Source organism: Pseudomonas sp. IPO3774 (assembly GCF_013386835.1).
Classification (GTDB): Bacteria; Pseudomonadota; Gammaproteobacteria; order Pseudomonadales; family Pseudomonadaceae; genus Aquipseudomonas.
This window is the reverse complement of sequence record NZ_JACAQY010000013.1, coordinates 150,074-176,706: the sequence shown is the minus strand read 5'-3', so window position 1 is coordinate 176,706 and position 26,633 is coordinate 150,074. Positions and strand designations below refer to the sequence as shown.

Below are 26,633 nucleotides of genomic sequence, written 5' to 3'. Positions count from 1 at the left end.
AGCGGGATTTTCGTTCAGCGCAGGATCTTCGGCGCTTCATCCCGTGGCAGGTTATTGCGCAATGCAGGCTGTCCAGGTGCTTCCTGATAACCACCGCCGAGTTGTTCGGCCAACTGCCGCGCCACATCCTCGCCCAACGCCTTCGACACTTCCCGCACCACGCGAGGCCGGTTCAGGCTCACGCGCACGTCACGGTTGTTCACCAGCTTGGTGTCCTGGCCTTCGCCCATGGCGGTAAACGCCGAGGTGATCTCAAAGGTGCGGGTGTTGATCAGGCTGAAATCCGCCACCAGCGTCAGGCCCAGCACCGCCGAGTAGCTGTTGGTGTGGTCCAGCGCGTTGATGTCCTGGGTGAAGTCGATGTCCGACAAGGTGCCGAACAGCACGTAGTCCGCACCCTTGAAGTTACCGGCCTTGATCCGCTTGATCACGTCATACACATCGCCCTTGGCGTCTGCGGTGTAAGGCGTGCCCTGCACCAGCTGGAACTGCCGCGACTTGAGGATTTCCCCCTTGATGTCGCCGCTGAACTTGCGCAGCTCGGTCTGCTCGATGTAGCTGGTACGGCTTTCATACTCGCTGTAGCTCGAGCCGCCGCTGGCGTTGTAGGCGCTGGCCTGGAAATTGTTGCTGGCCGCGACCTGGTGGATGTATTCCTCCACGCGAGCCTCGTAGGCCAGGTCGGTTACCGCGATCTTCGGTGCGGCCGAGGCGCCAAAGGCGCACAGCAGGCCGATCATGCCGATCCATGCACGCATTGCTTAGCGCTCCGTGGTCTTGCGGATTTCTTTTTCGTCCATCCATTCGGCCAGGCCGCTTTCGACGTCGACCAGTTGCAGGCTGAACTTGTAGAACACGTCCTTGTAGTCCGAGCTGCGCTTGACGATGGAGCTGATGGAGCCTTCCAGGCGGTACTTGGCGGCGACCATGTTGCCGGTCTTGCTGACGGTCGACTTCTTGTACAGGCCGCTCTGGTTCTGCAGCTTCAGTTGGTCGACCTGGCTTTGCATGTCGGTGTTGTCGCTGGCGAAGCGGGCGGTGCCGGTCTTCATCAGCTGGGTCTTGATCGACGTGGTGATCTCGCGGGTATCGATGTACTCGCTGGTCTTGTTCTTCACGTCATACACCTGCACCACCGGACGGCCTTGCAGGATGCCGGACTGGGCCAGGGAGCGGGTCATGCTTTCGGCGATCATCTGCAGGTCGGTGGAGCCGAACTCGTTGGTCACCAGTTCCACGGCCTTGCTGTCGCCGTAGCTGATGTTTTTACCGCCCAGGACTGGCGAGGTGTTGGCGCAGCCGCTGGCCAGGACGGCCACCACGGCGAGGAACGAGAAGCGTGCAAACATGGGGATGTCTCTCTGAAACTGAATGAGTGGGTGGATCAAGGCGTCTTCACTTCAAGGCGGAAGTCGGCAGCCTGGGGCAGGTTGGCGATGGCCGGCAGGAAGGTCGCCTGGTTTGCGTAGAGGTTCAGCACCTTCCAGGTCTCTTCATCACCCACCGGGAAACCGTCGGCACCCAGCCAGGCGAAGCGGTAATACATCATCTGGTTGCTGCTGGTGATGTTGCTCAACTGCACCTTGGCGGTCAGGAAACCGTTTTCCCGGGCGACCCGGATGGCGCCGACGGCGATGCCCTTGAACTTGCCCATCACCACGATCTTGCTCGCGGCGCTTCCGGGTTCCGGCGGTGGCGGGGTGGCGCAACCGGCCAGCAGGACCAGCGCCAGGGCGCCGAGGATGAAATGACGCATAGCGTGCTCCTTAAGGTTGTTTGAGAGTGGCGACGGCCTGGGGCGGATTGTTCTGCACCACGTGGGCTGCAAGACCGCCGGCGAAGACCTGGTTGCCGACCACGCGCAGGGTGATCACCTGGTAGCGCTGATCGGCCTTGACCGTCACCAGCGTGCCGCCCAGGGCGTTGGGCAGGCTGACCTGGTGCTCGCCGTGCTTGAGGCGCAGGCGTGTCACCTGGGTCATGTCCGGCAGGGTGCGCCAGGTGCGGGTGTCGGCGCCTTCGGTGACGGCCGAGGCAATACCGAGTACCAGGCCTGCCATCGGGTTGGTCTTGTTCAGGTTGTTCTGGGTGATGCCGCGAGTGACGGCGCGCACGGTGGTGCGCAGGATGATCCCCGGCATGTCATCCCGCAGGGCGCGGCGGGACATGGCGGTGGTGCTGTTGAGGGCAGTGAGGTTCTGTTGCCGGCCGTCGACACCGATCTGGGCGAAGGGCGCGGTCGAGGTGTCGGGCTTGATCACCGGGAACGACAGTGGCGTGATCACCAGGTGGCCGTCGATGGGGATCGGCAACGGCAGGCGAATCGAGTCGCGGGCCGGCGCCAGGCCGCTTTGCACCACGATCAGCACGTCAGTCTCGTCCGCACCGACCTTGGATTTGTCCAGGTCGAGCAGGGCCTGTTCCAGCAGCGGTGTGTTGGGGCGCAGTTCGGCGGCCTTGCGATAACCCGGTGCGGCCAGGTCTTTTTCGCCCAGGGCTTCGTAGACGAAGCCGGCCAGGTAGTGGCTGAAAGCGCTCTGGTAGCTGTTCTTCAGGCCTACCACTTCAGGGGCGTTGAGGCTTTCCACCGGGTAGCCGCGCAGGTCCTTGAACTGGGTCGCGATGCCCTGGCGCTCGGCCTCGTTTTCGCTCTTGAGGTATTCCTTGTCCCGCAGGTCGGCAATCACCGCTTCGCGTTCGTGGGTCTTCTTGATCTCGGTGCGGGCACCGTCGAAGTCATTCAGCGCCAGCAGGTTCAGGGCCATCTGGGTGGTCAGCATGACCTTTTCGTAGTCGTAGCCTTCGTAGCGGCGGACCTTGTCATTGACCAGGAAGGCGCCGAACTGCGCGAGGTACTTGTCGGTGTCGAACTTGACCGACTCTTCCCACTTGTAGACTTGCAGGTCGGCGCTGCGCCAGGCGACCTGGCTGCCGGTCAGGTCGCCCTTGGCGCGCAGCAACTCACCCTTTTCGAAGTAGTAGAGAAGGTCCTTGTCGTCGCCGGTGTTGTTCTTCTCAAGCAGGGTCAGCGCGGCGTCGACGTTGCCGGTGGCCAACTGCTGATTGGTGGCTTGCAGCTCGGTGTCGTAGCTGCGAAACATCGAACAACCGGACAGCAAGGTCACTGCCGCGAGTGTGAGCGAGGTAAAGGCGCGAGATGCCATCGAAGAGCTTCTTCCCTGAACGTAATCGGCCGAATGTGCTGGTCGGGCCGAATCACCAATGGCAGGAACGCGTTGCGATCCGGCCAATTCCTCATAAAAAGAGGAGCTGAAATGCCATTTCGAAATAACGAAGGCGCGGCATTATAAGCTGCATTACTGGCAAAACAATGGCCTTTTGGATCCGATTTTTAGCTCGGATGCCACTACCTAAGTGTCGTTATCCCCATCCCCGAATCACTAACGCCTTGAGTCAAACCCCTTAAGGTTTGACAATGTGTTACTTCGTATTTCCCTTTGAGATCCATTCATGATTGCCCCCTTCCGTTTTCTTGCCTGGCTGGTGCTGCCGGCGTTGATGTCGTGCAGTTTCAACCTGCTGGCTGCAACTGCCGAGGGCGCGCCCCAAGCCCTGCATTTACTGGACTACATCGGTGCGGACTACCCCCCGACAGTGGAGGCGGGCAAGGTTATCGATGATTCCGAATACCGTGAACAGGTAGAGTTTCTCGGGGTGTTGCAGGGGCTGGTGGCCGATCTACCGGAAAAGCCCGAGCGCGCCGAACTGATCAAAGGCGTGGATGAACTGCTGGCCGCCGTAACGGCCCATCAGGACGGCGCGGTGGTTGCGCACCAGGCCCGGCAATTGGGCGCCAAGTTGGCAGTGGCCTATGAAGTCAGCCAGGCCCCGGCCATTACCCCCGATCCGACGCGCGGTGCGCCGCTGTACGCGCAGAACTGCTCGGTGTGCCACGGCGCCACAGGCGCCGGCGATGGCCCCGCAAGCGTGGGCATGACGCCGCCGCCCGCCAACCTGCGGGACGCTGCACGCCTCGATCGCTTGAGCCTCTACGCGATCTACAACACCCTGGGTCTGGGCGTGGAAGGCACCGACATGCCGTCGTTTGCCGATCAACTGGACGACCGCCAGCGCTGGGACCTGGCGACCTATATCGCCGGCTTCACCGCCGACCCGGCTGCCGCGAACAGTGAAAAGTCCTTCAACCTCGCCGACCTCGCGCGCCAGACCCCCAACGAAGTGCTGGCTGCCGAAGGTCCCGGCGCAGTTGCCACCTTCCGCGCCCAGCGCGCCCAACCGCCGCAGGTCAAGCGTGGCCCGGCGCAGTTGCTTGATTACACCGCGGCCACCCTCGACAAAAGCCTCGCCGCGTTCCGCAATGGCGAGCACGAGCAGGCCTACGACCTGTCGGTAGCCGCCTACCTGGAAGGTTTCGAGCTGGTTGAAAGCTCCCTCGATAACGTTGATGCCAACGTGCGCAAGGACACCGAAAAGGCCCTGATGGCCTACCGGCAGTCATTGCAGGACGGCTTGCCGATCGAGCAAGTGCAGCAGCGCCTGGATGTGGCCAAGGGCAAGCTCACCGAGTCGGCCGGCCTGCTGGGCAGCGATGGCTTGAGCTGGTCCCTGAGCTACATCTCCGGTTTGCTGATCCTGCTGCGCGAAGGCCTGGAAGCGATCCTGGTGTTGGCGGCGATTCTCGCGTTCCTGCGTAACACCGGCCAGCAATCGGCGGTGCGCAGCGTCAACGTCGGCTGGGGCCTGGCGCTGTTGGCCGGCTTGGCGACGTGGGCGTTGGCGGCTTATGTGATCGACGTCAGCGGCGCCCAGCGCGAGTTGCTGGAAGGCTGCACGGCGCTGTTTGCCAGCGTGATGGTGCTGTGGCTCGGGGTGTGGATGCACGACCGCCGTCACGCGGCCGCCTGGCAGGACTACATCAAGAGCAGCCTGGTAGGCGGTGGCGGGCGCTTCGGTTTTGCGATGCTGGCGTTCTTCTCGGTGTACCGCGAGCTGTTCGAAGTGATCCTGTTCTACGAAACCCTGTGGTTGCAGGCCGGCCCTGCCGGGCACAACGCGGTATTGGCCGGTGGCGCCACGGCGCTGGTGCTGTTGGTGGGCCTGGCCTGGGTGATTCTGCGGGGCTCGGCGAAACTGCCGCTGGCGCTGTTCTTCGGCATAAACGCGGCGTTGCTGTGCGCGCTGTCGGTGGTATTCGCCGGGCATGGCGTCAAGGCGTTGCAGGAAGCCGGGATCTTCGGCACCCGGCCGGTCGCGTTCTTTGACTTCGACTGGCTGGGCATTCACGCCGATGCCTATTCCCTGAGCGCCCAGGCTGTGGCGATCCTGGCGATTGTGGTGCTGTACGGTCGCAGCCGGCTCGCTGAAAAGCGTCGGGTGGTGGCTTAACCATGCGCGTGTGGATCGATGCAGACGCCTGCCCCCGGGCGGCCAAGGATCAGGTGGTGAAGTTCGCCCTCAAGCGCCAGTTCGAAGTGGTGCTGGTGGCCGGGCAGAGCCAGATCAAGCCGAGCTTCTCGTGCGTGAAGTTGATCGTGGTGCCCAGCGGCCCGGACGCGGCCGATGACTACCTGGTGGAGCACGCCGTGCCCGGTGACCTGGTGATCTGCAGCGATGTGCCGTTGGCCGACCGCTTGGTGAAGAATGGCGTGGCTGCGCTCGACCCACGAGGCAAGGAGTTCAGCCCGCAGAACATGAGCGAGCGGCTGGCGGTGCGTAACCTGTTCACCGATCTGCGGGAGCAGGGGCAGATGGGCGGTGGCCCGCCGCCCCATGGGGACAAGGACAAGCAGGCGTTTGCCAATTCGCTGGATCGGATTCTGACCCGGCTGATGAAGGCCTAATCGTTCTCGTGGGTGAGTTCCAGCACCCGGTCCACCAGCTTGTTGATGCCTGACGCCACTTCGCTGATGCGTTTGCCCAGCATGTAGGCCGGGGTACTCACCAGCTTGCGCGCCTTGTCTTCGACGATGTCGTCGACCGCGCATTCCTGGTGGGTGGCGCCCATCTTGTCCATGGCGGCTGCGGTGTCGGCGTCATTGCCGATGGTGCAGGTCACGCCTGGGCCATAGATCTTCGCTGCCAGCGCCGGCGAGATGCAGATCAGCCCGACGGGCTTGCCCGCTTCGGCAAACGCCTCGGCCAGCTCCAGCACCTGCGGGTTGACGCTGCACCCGGCGCCTTCCACGGCAAAGTTCGACAGGTTCTTCGCCGCGCCAAACCCCCCGGGCACGATCAGTGCGTCGAAATCCTCGGCGTTGGCCTCACGAATGTCCTTCACCTCGCCACGGGCAATGCGCGCCGACTCCACCAGCACATTGCGCGACTCGGGCATCTCCTCCCCCGTCAAGTGGTTGATCACATGCAACTGGGCAATGTTCGGCGCAAAACACTGCACCTCGGCGCCGCGCTGGTCCAGGCGCAGCAGGGTGATCACGCTTTCATGAACCTCGGCACCGTCGTACACGCCACAGCCGGAAAGGATCACTGCAATCTTTTTGCTCATGGGCATTTCTCCTGATTCATGGCGTTAAATGTCTACTCATTTGTCACTCATTGCCAATGGGATATCCAGCCGCTACACCTACTCTAGATGTAACAATAATTGACCGGACTTGCCCATGGACTTCGTCCCTTACGCGGTACCGTTTTTCATTGCCTTGATCGTGGTCGAGCTGCTGGCCGACTACCGGCGCGGCCAACGCAACTACCGGGTGGCCGACGCCATCAACAGCCTCAGCACCGGCGTGCTGTCCACCACCACGGGGCTGCTGACCAAAGGGGTGGGCATCCTCACCTATGCCTTCGCCCTCAAGCACCTGGCGATCATCGAGCTATCGGCCCAGAGCGTCTGGACCTGGGTGTTCGCCTTTGTGTTCTATGACTTCTGCTACTACTGGCTGCATCGCATGGGCCATGAGCGCAACATCCTCTGGGCCGCGCATTCCGTGCACCACCAGAGCGAGGACTACAACCTCAGCACCGCCTTGCGCCAGACCAGCACCGGCTTCCTGCTGAGCTGGATCTTCTACTTGCCGCTGGCCGTGTTGGGCGTGCCGCTGGTGGTGTTTATCAGCGTGGCGTCCCTCAACCTGTTATATCAATTCTGGGTGCATACGCGGCATGTGCCGAAGCTCGGCTGGTACGAGTGGTTCTTCGTCACGCCATCCAATCATCGGGCCCACCATGCACAGAACGCTCTCTACATGGATCGCAACTACGGCGGGGTGTTCATTATTTGGGACCGCCTGTTTGGCTCCTTCCAGGAAGAAGACGATAACGAGCCGGTAATCTTTGGCGTGACCACGCCCTTGGCCAGTTGGAACCCGCTGTGGGCCAACCTGCAGTTTTATGCGCAGCTGTGGAGTGATGCACGGCGCACCGAGAGTGGGTGGGACAAGCTGCGGATCTGGTTCATGCGCACCGGTTGGCGCCCGGCGGATGTGGCGGCAAAGTACCCGATGGCCAAGCCGGACTTGAGCCAGTTCCGCAAGTTCGAGGTGCCGCTGGATGGGCGCCAACAGATTTACATCGCGCTGCAGTTTGCCGCGTACGTGGGTTTTGGCAGCTACCTGATGAATTTCGGCGAGGGCTTGCCGACCGCTGCCCTGGTGTTGGGCTGGAGCGCGATGGCATTGGGGTTGTTCACCCTGGGGGTGGCGCTGGAGAATCGCCCGTGGGCGTTGAAGGCTGAACTGCTGCGCCTGGCACTGAATGTGCCTTTGGTGTGGCTGGCGCCGCTGGTGGGGCTGTGGCCGGCCAGCGCGTTGGGCTGGCTGGGCCTGGTCAGTTACAGCTTGCTCAGCGGCATCGGCCTCTACTGTTGCAGAGACCGGCTTACTCGACTGGCGTCGTAGGCTTTTCGGCTTTTTCAGGTTCGCCGGCCGCCAGGCGAACCTTCTCGGCGGCACAGGCTTCGCGGGTCAGGCGGGCGTTCTTGACGCGCCGGCGAATCCACAAGCCCAGGCCCAGCACCAGCAGTGCGCCCAGCACCCACAGTTCGTATTTCTTGACGCTGCCCAGCATGCCTTCCAGTACCGCGCCGAAATGGTAAGCCGCAGCGCCCAGCGCAGCGGCCCACACGGCGGCGCCAATCCCGTTGAGCAACAGGTAGCGACCCGGCGGGTAGCCCGACAAACCAATGGCCACCGGCATCACCGTGCGCAAACCGTAGACAAACCGGAAGCTCAGCACCCAGATGTCCGGGTGCTTGCGAATATGCTCCAGGGCCTTGTCGCCCAGCAGTTGCCAGCGCGGCTTGCGCGCCAACAGTTTGCGGCCGTGCTTGCGTCCCAGGAAGTACCACAACTGGTCGCCGGCGTAGCTGCCGAAAAAGGCAACGACCACCACCAGGTTGATATCCATGTATCCACGGAACGCCAGGAAGCCTGCGAGAACCAGGATGGTTTCGCCTTCGAAGAAGGTGCCTAGGAACAGCGCAAAGTAGCCGAAGTCATGCAGAAATTGTTGAAGCATGGTCTGGGTGCTGGCGAAATGAACGCGCAGCCTACGCCTTCGTGAACATTCATGAAAGTATCGAGATGTGTCACGAAGTGAACAATTCCTACATAAACGACGAATGCGACTACAGGTCGCACGCCGGTTGCCTTACGGCGCATGAGCTAACCACAACTGTAATTCCTTCGTCATAATGGCCGCTTATAACTGTCACGCTCGCCCGTCAAGCCGGGCTCAGGAGTCTGCCGTGAGCTTTACCCCCGCCAACCGCCTGTTTCCCTCCACTCGTCTGCGTCGCAACCGTCGTGATGATTTTTCCCGGCGCCTGGTGCGTGAAAACGTGCTGACGGTGAATGATCTGATCCTGCCGGTGTTTGTGCTGGACGGTGAAAATCGTCGGGAAGCGGTGGCGTCGATGCCGGGCGTGGAGCGCTTGACCATTGATTTGCTGCTCGAAGAGGCCGCGAGCTGGGTTGAACTGGGGATTCCGGCGCTGGCGCTGTTCCCGGTCACGCCGTCCGGGCTCAAGTCCCTGGACGCCGCCGAAGCCTGGAACCCCGACGGCATCGCCCAGCGCGCCACCCGCGCCTTGCGTGAACGCTTTCCGGAGCTGGGGGTGATTACCGATGTGGCGCTGGACCCGTTCACCACCCACGGGCAGGATGGCATTCTCGACGAAGAAGGCTATGTTCAGAACGACATCACCGTTGATGCGCTGGTAAAACAGGCCTTGTCCCACGCCGCAGCGGGCGCCCAGGTGGTGGCCCCCTCGGACATGATGGACGGTCGCATCCAGGCGATTCGCGAAGCCCTGGAACTGGCCGGACACGTCAACGTGCGCATCATGGCCTACTCGGCCAAGTACGCCAGCGCCTATTACGGCCCGTTCCGCGATGCGGTGGGTTCGGCGCTGAACCTGGGCAAGGCCAACAAGGCCTCGTACCAGATGGACCCGGCCAACAGCCACGAAGCCCTGCACGAAGTGGCCGCGGACCTGGCCGAAGGCGCCGACATGGTGATGGTCAAGCCCGGGATGCCGTACCTCGACATCCTTTATCGGGTCAAAGAGGAATTCAAGGTGCCGACCTTTGTCTATCAGGTCAGCGGTGAATACGCCATGCACATGGCCGCGATCCAGAATGGTTGGTTGAGTGAAGGGGTGATCCTTGAATCCCTGACTGCCTTTAAACGCGCGGGTGCTGATGGCATCCTGACTTACTTCGCCGCCCGCGCCGCCCAATTGCTTAGAGAGCAACACTAGCCCTCACAGGAACACTCGATGAATACCGAAGGACTCACAGAAGTTGCCGTAAAAGACGCTCACCCGGTGGTCGAACAAGCTACCGAGACCCCGCCGGAGCTGGAGCCGGCCCCACCTGCCGTGGTGGCCGAAGCGCCCGCTGCCGCGCCGGTACCGGTGGTTGCGGTTACCAACCTGGATGACAGCAGCCTGTACATCCATCGCGAGCTGTCACAACTGCAATTCAACATCCGCGTGCTGGAACAGGCGCTGGATGAGTCCTACCCATTGCTGGAGCGGTTGAAATTCCTGCTGATCTTCTCCAGCAACCTGGACGAGTTCTTCGAGATCCGTGTCGCCGGCCTGAAGAAGCAGATCACGTTCGCCCGTGAACAAGCCGGTGCCGACGGCCTGCAACCGCATCAGGCCCTGGCCCGCATCAGCGAGCTGGTACACGGCCACGTGGACCGCCAATACGCGATCCTCAATGACATCCTGCTGCCGGAACTGGAAAAGCATCACGTGCGCTTCATCCGGCGCCGGCACTGGACCACCAAGATCAAGACCTGGGTGCGCCGCTACTTCCGCGACGAAATCTCGCCGATCATCACCCCCATCGGCCTCGACCCGACGCACCCGTTCCCGCTGCTGGTGAACAAGAGCCTGAACTTCATCGTCGAGCTGGAAGGTATCGATGCCTTCGGTCGCGACTCGGGCCTTGCGATCATTCCGGCACCGCGCCTGTTGCCACGGATCATCAAGGTACCGGAAGAGGTGGGGGGCGCTGGCGATAACTATGTATTCCTTTCGTCGATGATCCACGCCCACGCCGATGACCTGTTCCAGGGCATGAAGGTCAAGGGCTGCTACCAGTTCCGCCTGACCCGTAACGCCGACCTGGCGCTGGACTCCGAAGACGTCGAAGACTTGGCCCGCGCCCTGCGCGGCGAGCTGTTCTCCCGTCGCTACGGTGATGCGGTGCGCCTGGAAGTGGCGGACACATGTCCGAAACACCTGTCCGACTACCTGCTCAAGCAGTTCAACCTGAGCGAGACCGAGCTGTACCAGGTCAATGGCCCGGTGAACCTGACGCGCCTGTTCAGCATTACTGGTCTGGACAGCCACCCGGAGCTGCAATACACGCCGTTCACCCCGCAGATCCCGAAACTGCTGCAAAACAGCGAGAACATCTTCAGTGTGGTGAGCAAGCAGGACATTCTGCTGCTGCACCCGTTCGAGTCCTTCACCCCGGTGGTCGACCTGCTGCGCCAGGCCGCCAAGGACCCGCACGTGCTGGCTGTGCGCCAAACCCTGTACCGCTCCGGCGCCAACTCCGAAATCGTCGATGCGCTGGTAGACGCCGCGCGTAACGGCAAGGAAGTGACGGCGGTGATCGAACTGCGGGCGCGGTTCGACGAAGAGTCCAACCTGCAACTGGCCAGCCGTCTGCAAGCCGCCGGTGCGGTGGTGATCTACGGCGTGGTCGGCTTCAAGACCCACGCCAAGATGATGCTGATCCTGCGCCGCGAAGCCGGTGAGATCGTGCGCTACGCCCACTTGGGCACCGGCAACTACCACGCCGGCAACGCCAAGCTCTACACCGACTACAGCCTCCTGACCTCCGACGATGCCTTGTGTGAAGACGTCGGCAAGCTGTTCAGCCAGTTGATCGGCATGGGCAAGACCCTGCGCATGAAAAAACTGCTGCACGCGCCGTTCACCCTGAAGAAGGGCATGCTCGACATGATTGCCCGCGAGACCCAGTTCGCCCTCGAAGGCAAGCCGGCGCACATCATCGCCAAGTTCAACTCGCTGACCGATCCGAAGATCATCCGCGCGCTGTACAAGGCCAGCCAGTCGGGTGTGCGTATCGATTTGGTGGTGCGTGGCATGTGCTGCCTGCGGCCGGGCATCGCCGGGGTCTCCCATAACATCCACGTGCGTTCGATCATCGGGCGCTTCCTGGAGCACACGCGGGTGTTCTACTTCCTCAATGGCGGCGAGGAGCAGATGTTCCTCTCCAGTGCCGACTGGATGGAGCGCAACCTCGACAAGCGTGTGGAGACCTGCTTCCCGGTGGAAGGCAAGAAACTGATCATGCGGGTCAAGAAGGAGCTGGAAAGTTATCTCACCGATAACACCCACAGCTGGAGCCTGCAGTCGGACGGGCGCTACGTGCGCAATACCCCGACCGGCAACCAGAACCCGCGCAGCGCCCAGGCGACGTTGCTGGAGAAGCTGGGCAGCCCGATTCTGACGGTGAACTAAAAACCGACGCGGTCAAAAATGTGGGAGCGGGCTTGCTCGCGAAAGCGGTGGATCAGTCGATGAATCTGTTGACTGACACTCCGCCTTCGCGAGCAAGCCCGCTCCCACATTTGTTTTGTGGCGTTAGATTGTTCCCACGCTCTGCGTGGGAATACATCCTGTGACGCTCCGCGTCACTCACTCATATCAGCGCACGTTCAGCGTGAACCCAACCCGCGTCAGCCACTCGGCTTCCTGGGCGAAATCCGCCTGGGTCAGCTGGTTTTCATCCAGCCAGTTCTTCGGGAATACCACGTCCAGGCTGTCGGCATTGGCCCGCAGGACCACTTGCGGCATTTCCTGGGTACCACGGATGTGGTGGAACAGGATCGCAAACCGCAGCAGCGCGCACAGGCGAATCAGCTTGATGCCCTCGGCACCGAACTCGGCAAACTTGTCCCGGGGGATGTTGCGGCGGTGGCCGCGTACCAGCAGCGCGAGCATCTGCTGGTCTTCACGGGAGAAACCCGCCAGGTCCGAGTGCTCGATCAGGTAGGCGCCGTGCTTGTGGTAATGGTAGTGGGCGATGTCCAGCCCCACTTCATGGACCTTGGCCGCCCAACCCAGCAGTTCACGCCACACGCCGTCTTCCAGGTCCCAATCCGCTGCGACCTGGTCGAAAGCATGCAGCGCCTTGCGTTCAACCCGCGCCGCCTGTTCCAGGTCGACGTGGTAACGCTCCATCAACGAGCTGAGGGTGCGCTCACGGACGTCTTCATGATGATGACGGCCCAGCAGGTCGTAGAGCACCCCTTCACGCAGGGCGCCATCGCAGTGGTCCATGCGTTGCAGTTCAAGGGCGTCGAAAATCGCTTCGAGAATCGCCAGGCCCGCCGGGAAAATGGTGCGGCGATCAGGCTTGATGCCTTCGAAGTCGATCTTCTCGGCATCCCCCAGCTTGAACAGCTTGCGCTTGAGCCAGGCCAGGCCTTCGGCGTTGACCTCGCCAGTGCCATGGCCGCCGGCCTTGAGGGCCAGGCCGATGGCGCGGATGGTGCCGGACGAACCGATGGCCTCATCCCAGGTCAGGCGGTGCAGGGCGTGCTCGATGCTCATGATCTCCAGCCGCGCCGCCGTATAAGCCTGGGCGTAGCGGGCCGGGGTGATCTTGCCGTCCTTGAAATAGCGCTGGGTGTAGCTGACGCAGCCCATTTGCAGGCTTTCGCGCAGCAGCGGCTCGAAGCGCTGGCCAATAATGAATTCGGTACTGCCACCGCCGATGTCGGCCACCAGGCGCTTGCCCGGAGTGTCGGCCAGGGTGTGGGACACGCCGAGGTAGATCAGGCGCGCTTCCTCGCGGCCGGAGATGACCTCTACCGGGTGCCCGAGGATCTCCTCGGCGCGGCGGATGAACTCGCCCCGGTTGCGGGCTTCGCGCAGGGCGTTGGTGCCGACGATCCGCACGGCGCCCGGGGGCATGCCGTTGATCAGTTGGGCAAAGCGCTTCAGGCAATCGAGCCCGCGCTGCATGGATTCTTCATTGAGCTGACGCTCGTCGTCGATCCCGGCAGCCAGCTGCACTTTCTCGCCGAGCCGCTCAAGGATGCGGATTTCGCCGTTCTGGGCCTTGGCCACGACCATGTGAAAGCTGTTGGAGCCCAGGTCGATGGCGGCGATCAGGGACAGATTCTTGGCTTGGGATTGCGGCATGGTTAAGGGGTCTCGGTCGATAACCTCGCCATCGTGCCACGATCAACCGCTGACGCCAACGCGTAGTGCTTCCGGAATTCGCTCATCGGTGTCTTGGAGGAAAATCTGCAGGATATGTAGGGCGATTCTTGATGCGCCTGGCGATTGTTCCGTAGGGCAAGTGGAGTAACGGAAATCTCCAGCTTTAATAGGCTTCCTGAATATGCCTACATGGCTGGGTTATTTGTTCCAGTCGATAATTAAGTCAGGACTACTGCAAGGATGATCTAAGGGGACATTGTTTTTTTACCGCTCTGACACTAGTTCAGGCGTCGTCTCATTCTTTCTTCGGGTGTTTACGAGAGAGACTGTCACTCGGCAATTAAGCCGTGGTGTTAACTATTTGTAGTTTGCCTATCAAGGTTGATAGCAGTTGGGCATGGAATAGCCCGGCGAACCACATGCACCTGAGAACTTCAGTGACAGGATGAACATGAACAGAACATTTGGTTTGGCAATAGTTGTCGTTGGCCTGGCGGTAAGCATGGGTACTCAAGCAAATACAAGTGGTGCCGGGAACCTGAGAGTCACCGGAACCATTAAACCAGCTGCATGCACGGTAAACCTCGGCGCCACAGGCGGCACCGTTGATTACGGTACGATCAATGCGTCGAGCATTCCGCTGACCTCTTTCTATCCTCTGCAGGAAAAGTCGCTGCCGTTAAACGTCAACTGTGGTGCGGCGGCTGCCCAGATGGCACTGTCCGTTACTGACTCACAAACAAACAGTGTCGTAAGGGGGATCCTGGGAACCGGCTTCACCGACAACCACAACTTTGGTCTTGGCGCGGTCGGAACCAGGAATACCGGTGGCTATTCGATCAGGCTCGCCACCTTGACCACTGTCGGCGCTACGCTGTACCCGCTTAGAAGGACAAGCTCCGGCGGTGCCTGGAGCACCAGTGACGGCAAGGTCGAAAAATCTCCTTACCAGCACTCCTGGAGCCGTAATAACAACACAACTCCAGCCGCGGTCTCTTCCGTTACCGGCACTCTCGTAGTCAAGGCTGTGATCAATCGCGGCGATGCACTGGATCTCAGCAGGGATATTCAATTGAATGGAGCTGCTACTTTGGTAGTAACTCGAATCTAACTCTATAAACATGGCCAGCATTTAGCAGGCGGTCGCGCACCGTGGCTTCGTGCTGGCTCTTTATATGCGTATAGGTATTTCGTGATTGTCAACGGTGCGTTATCTGGTTGCGGGTAGAGTTCGATGAGTCGTCTTTTAAATACAGTTAATGCTCTGTTCTGGTGTGCGAATCTTTGTTTTTTGGTTTCTGGCAGTGTAAGAGCGGATGGGATGGAGCCGGAAACATCCGTTGTTATTCTTTATGAAGAGAACGGTGAAGCGACGATCAACGTAAAAAATACGGACGCTGGCCCTGCTTTACTTCACACAGTCATTCAAAACGTCCCGGAAGATCCGGAGACACTCTTGATCGTTACGCCTCCTATCGCCCGTGTCGAACCGGGCGAAACACAACTTGTGCGGTTTATCAGTACCTTGAAGCAGCCGCTCAAGACTCAGCGATTGAAGCGCGTCACCTTTGAAGGTATTCCGCAGGCGCGCGCCGAAGGGCGCTCGACTATTGGAGTGACCATTCGACAGGACTTACCGCTGATCCTGCATCCCCAGGGCTTGCCGCGGCATCAGGAGCCATGGAAGTTGCTGAAGTGGAAGCTGCGGGGAAATCGGCTGACGGTTCATAACGACAGTGCCTACGTGGTCCGGATGGGGCTGGAGGTACACCTGCTGCCGTCGAGGCACCCGGCGATATTGCCGCGCACCTATATCCTGCCTGGCGAAGTGTTATCGACCCGCATCGAAGAGGCGGTGGCCCAGGTCAGCGGTGTCGAGATTCAACCGGCGACGGTCTACGGGTATTCGGCAACCGCCTACGAAGCCTCCGTTGTTGTCGAGGCGGGTTGAGCGGTCTATGAGAAATGCTACCCATGCAAACGATTGGAGCCTCTCTGTACGACCCATTCGAACCTCGGTTTCCCGGACTTGTATCGGCCTGGCAACGCTGTGGAGCCTTCCCGCCTACGCGCTGGAGCTCGGATCGGGTTTTGATCTGGCGGTCTTGTCGGCGAACGGGATCGACCCGAAGGTTGCCCATTATTTTCGCAGTGCTGCGCGATTCCGCGAGGGCGTGCACGTGGTGGGGCTGCAGGTCAACGGCACCTCATTGGGCCTGGTGGAGGCACGCTTCGACTACCAGGGGCAGTTGTGTTTTACCCCGGTCCTGCTGGACAAGGCCGGGTTGCGGTTGCCAGCCGCGATTATTCGGCCGGGTATCGCGCCCGATCAGGCGTGTCATGACTTTCTCGGTGCTTACCCCGCGACCATCGTCAAGTTGCGCCCCGGCAGCGATGAGGTATCGCTGGTGGTGCCTACTCAGTCAATGCGCGAGGCCGAATGGGATGTCGGCAGTTTCTCCCAGGGCGGCACGGCAGCCTTGTTCAATTACGATGTGCAGGGGTTCGAAGAGCGCTTCAACAGCGGCTCTTCCCGCTCGGTTTCGGCCTACACCGAGGCGGGATTCAATATCGGCAACTGGATCGTCCGAAGCCGCCAATTCTTCGTCTCCGATAACGGCAAGCGCAGCAGCGAGCATGTGAATGCCTACGCCCAGCGCGATTTCGCGCCCCTGAAGTCGACCTTCCAGGTCGGGCAGATTTCCAGCAACAACCCGGTGTTCGGTGGGTTACAGCTGTCGGGTTTCCAGCTCTCGCCGGATGGCCAATCGCGCAGTCCGGGTGGCAGCAGCGTGGTGGTCGAAGGTTTGGCCCAGAGCCCATCCCGGGTCGAGGTGCGCCAGGCCGGGGTGTTGATCCATACCACACTGGTACCGGAAGGCCCGTTCACGTTGACCGGATTACCCATACTCAATGGCACCAGCGATCTTGAGGTCAGTGTCATTGGCACTCGCGGTGGCAGGCATGGGTTCACCGTCCCTGCCGCGTCCTTTGCGGGGGCGGTACCGATAGAGCCCGGTTATTACTTCTCCCTGGGCAAGGTGCGCGGGGCAAATCCGGGTGCCGGGGAGCCTCCGGTCGTGGCGATGGGCAGTGGGACCTGGGGATTGGGGCGCAACTCGTCACTGGGATTCGGCCTGTTGAGTACCGACGAATACCAGGCGGCGGGTGGCGTGTGGAGCAGTGTTTTTTTCCAGCACCTTTCGGTTGGCGTGCGCCAGAACCTGTCTCGCGATGGCCGGGACGAAGTTACCGGGGCTCGCAGCTCAGTCACCGTGGGAAGTCCGCTGTTCGCCGGCATTGAAATGACGTCGAGTGCCACTACCCAGACGCGGGATTATCGCGAAGTACTGGAAGTGGGGCAGTCGACGCGGCGTGACCAGCGGGATGCCCGCTTCAAGGACCAATACACGGTAGGTTTGAGTTGGGTCGACCCGTCCCTGGGAGGCTTTTCCGTCAGTTATTCGCGCAGCTCGCAATTTGATGATCGCTCCGCCGAACACGTCTTTGCCTCATGGAACCAGCAGTTCAATGGCACCCAGGTGGCTTTGATTGCGGATTCCCGGGTGGGCGGCTCTCGACCGCGCAAGGTCAAGAACACCGTTCGAGACGAGCGCAGCGATGTGTCGGATAAGGGGCTTTCGCTTCGGTTGCAGGTCACCGTGCCGTTCGGTGGGGATCGCCGCGTCACCTCGTATGCCAGTCGGCGGGGCGACAGGTTCGATCTTGGGACCGCCTTCAGCGATCGGGTCAACGACTATGTGAACTATGAAGTGGGGGTTGCGCGTGAGCAGGCGAGCCGTACACAGGCTGTTCACGCCCGCGTGAATGCCATGCCGCGTTACACCCAGATAGGGTTGGGTGTGCGACATGATTCATTGAGCACCGGGTATAACGGCCAATTGCAGGGCGGCGTGGTGGCCCACGACAGAGGCATGACGTTCTCGCCCTATGCCGTCCAGGACACCTTTGGAATTGTCTCGGTGGGTAATGTCGGGGCAGCCAAGGTTTCGACGCCGCAGGGGCCGGTCTGGACTGACTACCGCGGGCAGGCGGTGATCGCCAGCCTGCCTGCCTACCGCAGCAGCAATGTCGAGGTGCAAACCCAATCCCTGCCCAAGCGCATCGACCTGAAAAACGGCACCAAGGTCCTTGCGGCCGGACGCGGTTCTTTCAACACGATCGATTTCGAAGTAGTGAAAGTGCGCCGTGTATTGCTTGAGGTCCGTGACGCGCACGGCCAACCCTTGCCCCAGGGAGCCTCGGTTTTCGACAGCAACAATGCTTTCCTGACCAGCGTCGTGGGCGAGGGCATGGTCTTCCTTAACAGCCTGGATGAGTCGCGAGCGCTGAACATCTCCTTGCCAGATTCAAGCACCTGCTTGTTGCAACTGAACCTTGAGCCAGAATCCAATGACGACAAATTCTATGAAACAGGTTCGGCGGTCTGCCGTACCCTCTGAGCCGGTGGGGCCTTTTGACGGTGGACGCCTGCGTCATGGGCTTATCCTTTACCTGCTGCTGTTTGTCGTGGTGTTGGCCAATGAGGCGCGGGCAGATAACTGCCAGGTGTCCTTGAGCCAGCCCCGGGTTGATTACGGTCTGGTTCGCCAGGCCGAGCGGGGCCACCCACAGATCGCGCTGGGCAAGCGCACGCTTCGCCTGAGCATGGCCTGTGAGGCGCCTGTATCCATGGCGCTGCGCTTTACGGGCGTACCCGCAGGCCTGGAGGGCTTTCGGTTTGGGCGCCAGGGGCATTTCACCCTGAGCCTGCAGTCCGCTCAAGTCGATGGAAAATCCGTTGAGCTGGTAATGCCGCACCTGTCTGAAGAGCCGGCGACCGGACGATTGCTGCCGGGCCATAGGCTTGTTGCACACGTAGCGGGTATGCCGGTGCATGGGCGCCGCTTCACCGCCCTGGTCAACGTCGAGACCTTCCTGCCTGCGGCTTTGCTGGCCGTCAGGGATGAAACGACATTTGAGGGGCAGGGCGGTTTTGAGTGGGCGCCCGGGGCCTGATGCCTCAGTCCGTGCGCTCCACCGAACCGATGAAGTTGGCCAGCTCGGCGGTCTGCGGATTGGCAAACAGGATTTTCGGGTCGCCCACTTCATGCACCTTGCCCTGGTGCATGAACACCAGCTTGTCACCCACTTCCCGGGCAAAACGCATCTCATGGGTGACCATGATCAGTGTCATGCCATCCTTGGCCAGTTGGCGCACTACGCTGAGCACTTCGTTGACCAGCTCCGGGTCCAGGGCCGAGGTGATTTCATCGCACAGCAGCACTTTGGGCGACATCGCCAGAGCCCGGGCGATTGCTACCCGCTGCTGCTGGCCGCCGGACAAACGATCGGGGAACGCGTCGAACTTCTCCCCCAGCCCAACGCGCTCGAGCATTTGTCGCGCCAATTGTGCGGCCTTGGCTTTCGGCACTTTCTGCACCACTTGCGGCGCAAGCATGACGTTTTCGCCCACCGTCAGGTGTGGGAACAGGTTGAACTGCTGGAACACCATGCCGACTTTCTGCCGCAGGGTGCGCAGGTCGGCGCGGGCGGCGTCGAGGTATTCGCCGTCGACCTCGATCACGCCGTCATTGATCGACTCCAGGCCATTGAGGGTGCGCAGCAGGGTGGATTTGCCCGAGCCGCTGCGACCGATGATCGCCACCACCTGGCCCTCTTCGACACTCAGGTCGATGCCCTTGAGTACGTGGTGATCGCCGTAATACTTATGCAGGGCGGAAATTCTAAGCAGAGGCATGCAGTCTCCTTTCCAGGTAGCGCGCACTGAGGGACAAGGGGTAGCAGAGCAGGAAGTAACCCAGCGCCACCAGGCCATAGACCATGAAGGGTTCGAAGGTAGCGTTGGCGAGCATGCCGCCGGTCTTGGTCAGCTCGGTGAAGCCGATGATCGAGGTCACGGCGGTGCCCTTGACCACTTGCACCGAGAAACCCACGGTTGGCGCCACGGCAATGCGCAGGGCCTGGGGCAGGATCACGTAGCGCAATTGCTCCAGCGGGTTCAGGGCCAGGCTCGCGGACGCCTCCCATTGGCCGTGGGCGATGGAGTCGACGCAGCCACGCCAGATTTCGGCCAGGTAGGCGCTGGTGAACAGGGTCAAGGCAATCGCCGCCGCCAGCCAGGGCGAAATGTCCACGCCGAGCAAGGCGATGCCGAAGAACACCAGGAACAGTTGCATCAACAGCGGCGTGCCCTGGAACAGCTCGATATAGGTGCGGGCGACATTGCGCGGGAACGCCTTGGTGCTGATGCGCATAGTCATCACCAGCAAACCGATCACGCCGCCGCCGATGAACGCCACCAGCGACAGCAGCAAGGTCCACTGCAAACCGGTGAGCAGGTTGCGCACGATGTCCCAGAACGAAAAATCACTCATCGGGCGTTCCTCATGACATAGCGCCGGCCGATCCAGTTCAGCAATTGGCGGATCATCAGCGCCATGCACAGGTAGACCAGGGTCGTCAGCGCATAGGTTTCAAAGGCGCGGAAGTTGCGCGACTGGATAAAGTTGGCGGCAAAGCTCAGTTCCTCGGTGGCGATCTGCGAGCAGACCGCCGAGCCGAGCATCACGATGATGATCTGGCTGCTCAGGGCCGGCCAGACCTTGCCCAGCGCGGGCAGCAACACCACATGGCGGAACGCCTCGAAACGTGTCATGGCCAGCGCGGCCGCCGCTTCCAGTTGCCCGCGGGGGATCGCCTGGATCCCGGCGCGGATGATCTCGGTGGAGTACGCCCCCAGGTTGATCACCATCGCCAGCACTGCCGCCTGCCATTCGGTAATTTTCAGGCCGAGGGACGGCAGGCCGAAGAAGATGAAAAACAACTGCACCAGGAACGGCGTGTTGCGGATCAACTCGACGTACACGCCGAAGATCCAACTGAACGGCTGGATCTTCCACGCCCGCACCACAGCGCCGACGATTCCCAGCGCCACACCCAGCACGGCGCCGATGGCGGTCAGTTCAAGTGTGAACAGCGCGCCGCGCAGCAGCAGATCGGTATTGGCCAGGACCGGCACAAAGTCGAATTGATAGGCCATAGGCTAACCCTCGTTACCGCGCTCAGAGATCAGCCGGCAGCGGCTCTTTGAGCCACTGCAATGCATTCTTTTCCAGGCTGCCGTCGGCCTTGGCCGCGACCAGGATCTGGTTCACCTTGTCCAGCAGCGCCGGCTCGTTCTTGTTCACGCCCACGTACACCGGCGAGTCCTTGAGCTTCACTTTCAGTGCCGGCACGCGCTTGGGGTTGCGTTCGCTGATGGCCACCATCACCACGTTGCCGCTGGCGATCAGGTCCACCTGGCCGGCGAGGTAGGCGGCGATGGTCGAGTTGTTGTCTTCAAAGCGCTTGATCGTCGCCTCTTTAGGCGCCACGGCGGTCAGCTCGATGTCTTCGATGGCGCCACGGGTCACGCTGATGGTTTTGCCCTTGAGGTCGTCAACGGTGCTGATCGGCGCATCGGGAGGGCCGAATACGGCGAGGTAGAAGGGCGCGTAGGCCTTGGAGAAGTCGATGACCTTCTCGCGCTCGGCGTTCTTGCCCAGGCTGGAAATCACCAGGTCGACCTTGCCGGTGGTGAGGAACGGGATGCGGTTGGTGCTGTTGACCGGGGTCAGTTCAAGCTTGACCTTGAGCTGGTCGGCCAAAAGCTTTGCGGTGTCGATGTCCAGGCCGCGGGGCTTCATGTCCGGGCCGACCGAGCCGAACGGCGGGAAATCCTGGGGCACGGCCACCTTGAGGGTGCCACGGGCGACGATATCGTCCAGACCGTTGGCCTGGGCGGGCGCCTGGCTCAGCATCAGGCTGGCAAACAGGGCAGTGAGCAGGGCGCTGCAACGCTTGGTCATGGCGACTCTCCGAAAAGGACGAAAGGATTTTCCGGTTTTTGCCAGTGCACAGCCCATGCCAGCACCGCCGTATTTCGCGCCAGAGCCGGTGGCTGTTGAGTCTTGGCGGTCTTACTGGTCTGAACAGTTACTGGGTTTTCTGCACCCTTTTCGAGCGCCGTCAAAACCGCGCGAGCCCCTTTGGGGCGTGGCTTGCCGGGCGCTGCGAATAGCTTTACAACTAGCCGCTCAGTTGACTGGAAACCTGAGTTTCTTATGAATTCCATCGCCCAAGCCGTACCGGAAGTGGCGCTACAGGCCATCCGCAAATTGATCGCTGACGAGGGCTTCGGGCCGGGTGATGCGTTGCCCTCCCAGCGCGACCTGGCGCTGCAATTGGGCGTGAGCCGGGCCTCTTTGCGTGAAGCCTTGTCGTCCCTCAGTGCCTTGGGCGTGGTAAGTGTGCAGCCGGGCAAAGGCGTGTTCGTGCAAGCAGTCGAAGAGCTGCCGGGGTTGGCCTGGCCGTTTACGGCGCAGGCGACGCCGCTGGATATCTTTCAACTGCGCTACGCCCTGGAAGGTTTTGCGGCGGGGCTGGCGGCGGTGACGCTGACCACCGGGGAGTTGGACATCCTGGAAGATAACGTCGAGGCGATGCGCAAGGAGCTGAAGGCCGGTGATTTCGAGGCAGCCGCCCGGCTGGACTTCGAATTCCACCGGCGCATCCTGCTGGCCAGCGGCAATCAGGCGATGGTGAGCATCCTCAGCGCCAGTGCCGAGGTGTTCCTGGAGAGCCAGAAACTACCGTTCATCCGGCCGGAGCGGGCCATGGAGACCTGGCAGGAGCACCGCAAGGTCCTCCGTGCCCTGGCCCGACGCGCCAGCGGGGCGGCGCAGAAAAGCATGCAGGAACATGTGCGTAACGCGGCGTTGCGTACAGGGATTGCCTTCATCACTCCCGTAACCCCATGAGTTGGGCTATACCCAAACTCATGCGCCATCATAGGAAGAGTCAATCAGCTGCAGCTTCCTGAACGCGGGAAGGGCGGCTATGATGGGCAACGTTTTTTTTGCTTACAACCCGGAGACATCCATGAGCAACGATCTTATCAAGCACGTCACCGACGCGACCTTCGAGGCCGAAGTACTGAAGGCCCAGGGCCCGGTGCTGGTTGACTACTGGGCTGAGTGGTGCGGTCCTTGCAAAATGATCGCTCCGGTCCTGGACGACATTGCCACCACTTACGAAGGCAAGTTGACCATTGCCAAGCTGAACATCGATGACAACCAGGAAACTCCGGCCAAGCACGGCGTGCGTGGTATCCCGACCCTGATGCTGTTCAAGAACGGCAACGTCGAGGCCACCAAGGTCGGCGCGCTGTCGAAGTCCCAGCTGCAAGCTTTCCTCGACGCCAATATCTAAGCGTCCTCAAAAAGCCCCGCAATTTGCGGGGCTTTTTCGTGAAACAGGGCTAGACGCTCTGAAACTCAGGTGGTACATTCGGCCCCGCACTGGTTTCTCCACTGCCCCCTGCAAGCCGTCGCCGACGCTCTCCTTTTCGATTAGTACGCGATCCTGTCGCCTTCTCTGCGGCGCGGCCTCATTAAGCCAAAAGCTTAATTTCCCCCCCTCCATAAATGATTACGTCATTCCTATATGAATCTGACTGAACTCAAGCAAAAGCCGATTACCGAACTGCTCGAATTGGCCGAACAGATGGGCATAGAAAATATGGCCCGTTCGCGCAAGCAGGACGTGATTTTCTCCCTGCTGAAAAAGCACGCGAAAAGCGGCGAGGAAATCTCCGGTGATGGCGTGCTGGAGATTCTCCAGGACGGCTTCGGCTTCCTCCGCTCTGCAGACGCTTCCTATCTCGCCGGCCCAGACGATATCTACGTCTCGCCGAGCCAGATCCGTCGCTTCAACTTGCGCACCGGTGACACCATCGTTGGCAAGATCCGCCCTCCAAAGGAAGGCGAGCGTTATTTCGCCCTGCTCAAGGTCGACACGATCAACTACGATCGTCCCGAGAACGCGAAAAACAAGATTCTCTTCGAGAACCTGACGCCGCTGTTCCCGACCGTGCGCATGAAGATGGAAGCCGGCAACGGTTCCACCGAAGACTTGACCGGTCGTGTCATCGACCTGTGTGCCCCGATCGGCAAAGGCCAGCGCGGCCTGATCGTGGCCCCGCCGAAAGCCGGCAAGACCATCATGCTGCAGAACATCGCAGCGAACATCGCCCGTAATAACCCTGAAGTTCACCTGATCGTGTTGCTGATCGATGAGCGTCCGGAAGAAGTAACCGAAATGCAGCGCACCGTGCGCGGCGAAGTGGTTGCCTCGACGTTCGATGAGCCGCCAACCCGCCACGTGCAGGTTGCCGAAATGGTGATCGAGAAGGCCAAGCGCCTGGTCGAACACAAGAAAGACGTGGTGATCCTGCTCGACTCCATCACCCGTCTGGCCCGTGCCTACAACACCGTGATCCCAAGCTCCGGCAAGGTGCTCACCGGTGGTGTCGATGCCCACGCCCTGGAGAAACCGAAACGTTTCTTCGGCGCTGCGCGGAACATCGAAGAAGGCGGCTCGCTGACCATCATCGCCACCGCACTGGTTGAAACCGGTTCGAAGATGGATGAAGTGATCTACGAAGAGTTCAAAGGTACCGGCAACATGGAACTGCCTTTGGACCGTCGTATCGCCGAGAAGCGGGTGTTCCCGGCCATCAACATCAACCGTTCCGGCACGCGCCGCGAAGAGTTGCTGACCGCCGATGACGAACTGCAGCGCATGTGGATCCTGCGCAAGCTGCTGCACCCGATGGACGAAGTTGCGGCCATCGAGTTCCTGATCGACAAGCTGAAAACCACCAAGACCAACGACGAGTTCTTCCTGTCGATGAAGCGCAAGTAACACGACGCTTCGGTCAAAAAGGATGGCGCCCCATGGGGCGCCATTTTTTTTGTTTCTGGAAAAGGAGGTTTGGCTTTAGTGTGTGTCTGTTTAGAAACAAACTCGCGTGTGTGACTACACTCGCTGTCCATCCGATCAGGCAAATTACAAGATTTTATGACCATTCTCGCTTATCGCAGGGACATTGACGGCCTGCGTGCCATAGCTGTGCTCGCTGTTGTGCTGTTTCATTTTGGTGTACCGGGCTTTACCGGCGGCTTTGTCGGCGTCGACGTGTTTTTCGTGATCTCCGGCTACTTGATCACCTCGATCATCTGGCGCGAGCGTGAGGCCGGCCGTTTCAGTTTTGTCAGCTTCTGGGCCAGGCGAGCGCGGCGTATCCTGCCGGCACTGTTCGTGATGATGCTCGGCGCGCTGGTGGTGGGCTGGTTCCTGCTGGCGCCCAAGGATTACAGCGAGTTGGGGCGCTCGATACATAACCAGGTGGTGTTTATCTCCAACCTGTTTTTCATGCGTCAGGACGGTTACTTTGATGTGGCCTCCGATATCAAACCATTGCTGCATACCTGGTCATTGTCGGTTGAAGAACAGTTCTACATCCTCTTCCCACTCCTGCTGACACTGCTGTCGAGCCGGCTCAAATATTGGCGCACGGCGCTGTTCGTGTTGTTGCTGGTGTCATTCGGCATGAGTACATGGGCGGTGGCCCACGCTCCGGAACGAGCCTTTTTCCTGCTGCAGATGCGTGCCTGGGAGCTGTTGGCGGGTGCAATGCTGGCGGTAATGCCGGTACGCGAGTACCGCGCCAGCCCGGCGTTGGCGCAGGCCGTCAGCCTTGCCGGCCTCGGCCTGATCCTGCTGGCGGTCTTCGCGTATGACCCGAGCACGCCGTTTCCCGGCGCCGCAGCGCTGTTGCCGGTGGTGGGCGTGGTCTGCCTGATTTGGGCCAACGGCCAGCAAACTACCCTGACGAGCAAGCTGCTGGGTAGCCGCTTGCTGGTGGGGATTGGCCTGATCTCCTACTCCTGGTACCTGTGGCACTGGCCGGTGTACGTGTTTGGCAAGTACGCCAGTGTCGACGGGCTGGGCCCGTGGGAGCTTGGTGCACTGTTTGTGTTGAGCCTGGTGCTGGGTTATGCGTCCTGGCGGTTTGTCGAGGCGCCGTTCCGTGAGCGTCGGCTGTTGGCAGGGCGCAAGCCAATCCTGGTGGCGGCGGGTATCGCGCTGCTTGGGGTGGGACTGCTCGGCAAAGGCCTGGTCATGACGAAGGGCTTGCCTTGGCGCCTGTCGCCCGAGGCACTGCAATTTGCCCAGGCGCGCGAGTGGAGCCCGGACCTTATGGCCTGCCTGGTGGATGGTGGGAAAAATCGCCACCATGGATTTTGTCATTTCGGACCTCAGTCCGCGCCGACGCGCGCGCTGGTCTGGGGCGATAGCCATGCCACGGCGCTGGTTCCGGCGTTGCGAGACGGCGCCAGCAAGTACGGTGTCAGCGTCACGCAGGCAGGTTATGCCGGTTGCCTGCCGTTTAATCGCAAGGAAAGCGTTCCGGGCTGCCTGACCTTTAACCAGCAGGTCACGCAACTGCTCGGCAAGGAAACCTTTAGCGACGTGGTGCTGGTGGCGCGCTGGAGCCTGTATGTCTATGGGCAGCGCGATGGTGACACCGAGGCTTCGTTGCTGGACCCGGCAACCGGAACCTATGACCGCGCCTTCGCCGAGCGGCGCTTCGCTGAAAGTCTGGGCGCCCTTGTGCAGCAATTGCGCGCCAGCGGTCATCGGGTGTGGCTGGTCAAGGAAGTCCCCCTGCAGGAATTCAGTCCGCCTTACCGCCTGAGTCGCCTGGCGATGCTCGGCCGGCCCACCGACAAAGAAGGCATGCCCCTGGATGAGCACCTCCAGCGCCAGGCCTATATCAGCAGCGTATTCGAGCGCATGGCGGCGGCTGATCCCGGGGTAAAGGTAATGGATCCGGCGCCCAAGTTATGCAGTGCGAATGACTGGTGCCGGGTGGAACTGGACGGTCAGTCGCTGTACACCGACGACAATCACCTCTCGGCGGTTGGTTCGCGGTATGTCGAGGCGTTTCTTGAACCCTTGTTCAAAGCCTTGCGCGATGAAACCCAGGCATCGGCTCTTTGAGTCTGTGTCGTCGGCAATGCTGCTCAATAAGCTGCCAGCGACCGTAAGAGCAGGTAGGATGTACGCCTAT

The 26,633-nt window shown here is 60.9% G+C and carries 24 protein-coding genes; 13 read left to right on the top strand and 11 right to left on the bottom strand.

What is annotated here, in order from left to right; all coding sequences use genetic code 11:
* Positions 1 to 14: 14 nt before the first annotated feature.
* From HYE77_RS06805 to HYE77_RS06790, 4 genes are read right to left on the bottom strand one after another with little or no spacing between them, the layout of a single operon-like run.
* Entirely contained in the window at positions 15 to 758 is a 744-nt protein-coding gene (locus HYE77_RS06805; RefSeq protein WP_008439305.1) for a hypothetical protein, read from the bottom strand.
* A 3-nt stretch (positions 759 to 761) separates the two neighbouring features.
* Positions 762 to 1,349, bottom strand: a complete 588-nt coding sequence (gene lpoB / locus HYE77_RS06800) for a penicillin-binding protein activator LpoB (protein WP_003214026.1) — start codon at positions 1,347 to 1,349, stop codon at positions 762 to 764.
* A gap of 35 nt (positions 1,350 to 1,384) precedes the next feature.
* Positions 1,385 to 1,756: a YcfL family protein gene (locus HYE77_RS06795; RefSeq protein ID WP_008439304.1), complete on the bottom strand. Its 372-nt coding sequence runs from the start codon at positions 1,754 to 1,756 to the stop codon at positions 1,385 to 1,387.
* 10 nt (positions 1,757 to 1,766) lie between these two features.
* Positions 1,767 to 3,164 carry a COG3014 family protein gene (locus HYE77_RS06790; RefSeq protein ID WP_177068587.1) on the bottom strand — a complete coding sequence of 466 codons (1,398 nt, stop codon included), beginning with the start codon at positions 3,162 to 3,164 and terminating at the stop codon, positions 1,767 to 1,769.
* 307 nt (positions 3,165 to 3,471) lie between these two features.
* Here HYE77_RS06790 and HYE77_RS06785 point away from each other — a divergent pair, with 307 nt between their 5' ends.
* Positions 3,472 to 5,367, top strand: a complete 1,896-nt coding sequence (locus HYE77_RS06785; RefSeq protein WP_008439302.1) for a cytochrome c/FTR1 family iron permease — start codon at positions 3,472 to 3,474, stop codon at positions 5,365 to 5,367.
* A gap of 2 nt (positions 5,368 to 5,369) precedes the next feature.
* The gene (locus tag HYE77_RS06780; RefSeq protein WP_003214020.1) at positions 5,370 to 5,822 is read left to right on the top strand and encodes a YaiI/YqxD family protein; all 453 of its coding nucleotides are present in this window, start codon (positions 5,370 to 5,372) and stop codon (positions 5,820 to 5,822) included.
* Here the strand turns inward: HYE77_RS06780 and elbB are convergent.
* On the bottom strand, positions 5,819 to 6,484 hold the full coding sequence (gene elbB / locus HYE77_RS06775; RefSeq protein ID WP_003214018.1) for an isoprenoid biosynthesis glyoxalase ElbB: 666 nt from the start codon (positions 6,482 to 6,484) through the stop codon (positions 5,819 to 5,821). The two genes, HYE77_RS06780 and elbB, sit on opposite strands and share 4 nt — an antisense overlap.
* A 115-nt stretch (positions 6,485 to 6,599) precedes the next feature.
* Between elbB and HYE77_RS06770 the strand changes: the two genes are divergently transcribed.
* Positions 6,600 to 7,835, top strand: coding sequence for a sterol desaturase family protein (locus tag HYE77_RS06770; protein ID WP_008439297.1), 1,236 nt, complete (start codon positions 6,600 to 6,602; stop codon positions 7,833 to 7,835).
* On the opposite strand, the gene HYE77_RS06765 is transcribed toward HYE77_RS06770, so the two are convergent.
* Entirely contained in the window at positions 7,816 to 8,454 is a 639-nt protein-coding gene (locus tag HYE77_RS06765) for a DedA family protein (protein ID WP_003214015.1), read from the bottom strand. The genes HYE77_RS06770 and HYE77_RS06765 overlap by 20 nt on opposite strands.
* 229 nt (positions 8,455 to 8,683) lie before the next feature.
* On the opposite strand from HYE77_RS06765, the gene hemB reads away from it, so the two are divergent.
* Positions 8,684 to 9,697 carry a porphobilinogen synthase gene (gene hemB / locus HYE77_RS06760; RefSeq protein WP_177068586.1) on the top strand — a complete coding sequence of 338 codons (1,014 nt, stop codon included), beginning with the start codon at positions 8,684 to 8,686 and terminating at the stop codon, positions 9,695 to 9,697.
* An 18-nt stretch (positions 9,698 to 9,715) separates the two neighbouring features.
* The gene (gene ppk1 / locus HYE77_RS06755) at positions 9,716 to 11,944 is read left to right on the top strand and encodes a polyphosphate kinase 1 (protein ID WP_003214009.1); all 2,229 of its coding nucleotides are present in this window, start codon (positions 9,716 to 9,718) and stop codon (positions 11,942 to 11,944) included.
* Between the two features lie 186 nt (positions 11,945 to 12,130).
* Here ppk1 and ppx read toward each other — a convergent pair whose 3' ends face one another.
* Positions 12,131 to 13,633 carry an exopolyphosphatase gene (gene ppx / locus HYE77_RS06750; protein WP_003214007.1) on the bottom strand — a complete coding sequence of 501 codons (1,503 nt, stop codon included), beginning with the start codon at positions 13,631 to 13,633 and terminating at the stop codon, positions 12,131 to 12,133.
* Positions 13,634 to 14,105: 472 nt separating this feature from the next.
* Between ppx and HYE77_RS06745 the strand changes: the two genes are divergently transcribed.
* The 4 genes from HYE77_RS06745 (at position 14,106) to HYE77_RS06730 (ending at position 18,673) form a co-directional block, all read left to right on the top strand.
* Positions 14,106 to 14,765: a DUF1120 domain-containing protein gene (locus tag HYE77_RS06745; protein WP_177068585.1), complete on the top strand. Its 660-nt coding sequence runs from the start codon at positions 14,106 to 14,108 to the stop codon at positions 14,763 to 14,765.
* Between the two features lie 123 nt (positions 14,766 to 14,888).
* The gene (locus HYE77_RS06740) at positions 14,889 to 15,605 is read left to right on the top strand and encodes a fimbria/pilus chaperone family protein (RefSeq protein ID WP_177022369.1); all 717 of its coding nucleotides are present in this window, start codon (positions 14,889 to 14,891) and stop codon (positions 15,603 to 15,605) included.
* 7 nt (positions 15,606 to 15,612) lie between these two features.
* Complete coding sequence (locus HYE77_RS06735; RefSeq protein ID WP_256347139.1) at positions 15,613 to 18,117, top strand: fimbria/pilus outer membrane usher protein; 2,505 nt, start codon at positions 15,613 to 15,615, stop codon at positions 18,115 to 18,117.
* Positions 18,083 to 18,673, top strand: coding sequence for a hypothetical protein (locus HYE77_RS06730; protein WP_177068583.1), 591 nt, complete (start codon positions 18,083 to 18,085; stop codon positions 18,671 to 18,673). The genes HYE77_RS06735 and HYE77_RS06730 overlap by 35 nt, the downstream gene beginning before the upstream one ends.
* Positions 18,674 to 18,677: 4 nt before the next feature.
* Here the strand turns inward: HYE77_RS06730 and HYE77_RS06725 are convergent, their stop codons facing one another.
* The 4 genes from HYE77_RS06725 to HYE77_RS06710 are packed head-to-tail and all read right to left on the bottom strand — an operon-like array spanning position 18,678 to position 21,525.
* Positions 18,678 to 19,415 (bottom strand): amino acid ABC transporter ATP-binding protein, encoded by a 738-nt coding sequence (locus HYE77_RS06725; protein ID WP_003213999.1) that lies wholly within the window; start codon positions 19,413 to 19,415, stop codon positions 18,678 to 18,680.
* Positions 19,402 to 20,052, bottom strand: coding sequence for an amino acid ABC transporter permease (locus HYE77_RS06720; RefSeq protein ID WP_003213996.1), 651 nt, complete (start codon positions 20,050 to 20,052; stop codon positions 19,402 to 19,404). The genes HYE77_RS06725 and HYE77_RS06720 overlap by 14 nt, the downstream gene beginning before the upstream one ends.
* Positions 20,049 to 20,717 carry an amino acid ABC transporter permease gene (locus tag HYE77_RS06715; protein ID WP_003213995.1) on the bottom strand — a complete coding sequence of 223 codons (669 nt, stop codon included), beginning with the start codon at positions 20,715 to 20,717 and terminating at the stop codon, positions 20,049 to 20,051. Before HYE77_RS06715 ends, HYE77_RS06720 begins: the two co-directional genes overlap by 4 nt.
* A 22-nt stretch (positions 20,718 to 20,739) precedes the next feature.
* Positions 20,740 to 21,525, bottom strand: coding sequence for a transporter substrate-binding domain-containing protein (locus HYE77_RS06710; protein ID WP_003213993.1), 786 nt, complete (start codon positions 21,523 to 21,525; stop codon positions 20,740 to 20,742).
* Positions 21,526 to 21,780: 255 nt separating this feature from the next.
* Between HYE77_RS06710 and HYE77_RS06705 the strand changes: the two genes are divergently transcribed.
* From HYE77_RS06705 to HYE77_RS06690, 4 genes are all read left to right on the top strand, one after another.
* Entirely contained in the window at positions 21,781 to 22,476 is a 696-nt protein-coding gene (locus HYE77_RS06705; protein WP_008438871.1) for a FadR/GntR family transcriptional regulator, read from the top strand.
* A gap of 121 nt (positions 22,477 to 22,597) precedes the next feature.
* On the top strand, positions 22,598 to 22,927 hold the full coding sequence (gene trxA, locus HYE77_RS06700; RefSeq protein ID WP_003213989.1) for a thioredoxin TrxA: 330 nt from the start codon (positions 22,598 to 22,600) through the stop codon (positions 22,925 to 22,927).
* Between the two features lie 234 nt (positions 22,928 to 23,161).
* Positions 23,162 to 24,421 carry a transcription termination factor Rho gene (gene rho, locus HYE77_RS06695; RefSeq protein WP_008438874.1) on the top strand — a complete coding sequence of 420 codons (1,260 nt, stop codon included), beginning with the start codon at positions 23,162 to 23,164 and terminating at the stop codon, positions 24,419 to 24,421.
* A gap of 156 nt (positions 24,422 to 24,577) precedes the next feature.
* A complete protein-coding gene (locus HYE77_RS06690) occupies positions 24,578 to 26,563 on the top strand; it encodes an acyltransferase family protein (protein ID WP_177068582.1) in 1,986 nt (661 codons plus the stop codon).
* Positions 26,564 to 26,633: the final 70 nt, after the last annotated feature.

Coding starts and splice junctions, on each gene's coding strand:
- HYE77_RS06805 (WP_008439305.1), bottom strand. CDS start 758: ATGCGTGCATGGATCGGCATGATCGGCCTGCTGTGCGCCTTTGGCGCC.
- lpoB (WP_003214026.1), bottom strand. CDS start 1,349: ATGTTTGCACGCTTCTCGTTCCTCGCCGTGGTGGCCGTCCTGGCCAGC.
- HYE77_RS06795 (WP_008439304.1), bottom strand. CDS start 1,756: ATGCGTCATTTCATCCTCGGCGCCCTGGCGCTGGTCCTGCTGGCCGGT.
- HYE77_RS06790 (WP_177068587.1), bottom strand. CDS start 3,164: ATGGCATCTCGCGCCTTTACCTCGCTCACACTCGCGGCAGTGACCTTG.
- HYE77_RS06785 (WP_008439302.1), top strand. CDS start 3,472: ATGATTGCCCCCTTCCGTTTTCTTGCCTGGCTGGTGCTGCCGGCGTTG.
- HYE77_RS06780 (WP_003214020.1), top strand. CDS start 5,370: ATGCGCGTGTGGATCGATGCAGACGCCTGCCCCCGGGCGGCCAAGGAT.
- elbB (WP_003214018.1), bottom strand. CDS start 6,484: ATGAGCAAAAAGATTGCAGTGATCCTTTCCGGCTGTGGCGTGTACGAC.
- HYE77_RS06770 (WP_008439297.1), top strand. CDS start 6,600: ATGGACTTCGTCCCTTACGCGGTACCGTTTTTCATTGCCTTGATCGTG.
- HYE77_RS06765 (WP_003214015.1), bottom strand. CDS start 8,454: ATGCTTCAACAATTTCTGCATGACTTCGGCTACTTTGCGCTGTTCCTA.
- ppk1 (WP_003214009.1), top strand. CDS start 9,716: ATGAATACCGAAGGACTCACAGAAGTTGCCGTAAAAGACGCTCACCCG.
- ppx (WP_003214007.1), bottom strand. CDS start 13,633: ATGCCGCAATCCCAAGCCAAGAATCTGTCCCTGATCGCCGCCATCGAC.
- HYE77_RS06745 (WP_177068585.1), top strand. CDS start 14,106: ATGAACAGAACATTTGGTTTGGCAATAGTTGTCGTTGGCCTGGCGGTA.
- HYE77_RS06740 (WP_177022369.1), top strand. CDS start 14,889: ATGAGTCGTCTTTTAAATACAGTTAATGCTCTGTTCTGGTGTGCGAAT.
- HYE77_RS06735 (WP_256347139.1), top strand. CDS start 15,613: ATGAGAAATGCTACCCATGCAAACGATTGGAGCCTCTCTGTACGACCC.
- HYE77_RS06730 (WP_177068583.1), top strand. CDS start 18,083: ATGAAACAGGTTCGGCGGTCTGCCGTACCCTCTGAGCCGGTGGGGCCT.
- HYE77_RS06725 (WP_003213999.1), bottom strand. CDS start 19,415: ATGCCTCTGCTTAGAATTTCCGCCCTGCATAAGTATTACGGCGATCAC.
- HYE77_RS06720 (WP_003213996.1), bottom strand. CDS start 20,052: ATGAGTGATTTTTCGTTCTGGGACATCGTGCGCAACCTGCTCACCGGT.
- HYE77_RS06715 (WP_003213995.1), bottom strand. CDS start 20,717: ATGGCCTATCAATTCGACTTTGTGCCGGTCCTGGCCAATACCGATCTG.
- HYE77_RS06710 (WP_003213993.1), bottom strand. CDS start 21,525: ATGACCAAGCGTTGCAGCGCCCTGCTCACTGCCCTGTTTGCCAGCCTG.
- HYE77_RS06705 (WP_008438871.1), top strand. CDS start 21,781: ATGAATTCCATCGCCCAAGCCGTACCGGAAGTGGCGCTACAGGCCATC.
- trxA (WP_003213989.1), top strand. CDS start 22,598: ATGAGCAACGATCTTATCAAGCACGTCACCGACGCGACCTTCGAGGCC.
- rho (WP_008438874.1), top strand. CDS start 23,162: ATGAATCTGACTGAACTCAAGCAAAAGCCGATTACCGAACTGCTCGAA.
- HYE77_RS06690 (WP_177068582.1), top strand. CDS start 24,578: ATGACCATTCTCGCTTATCGCAGGGACATTGACGGCCTGCGTGCCATA.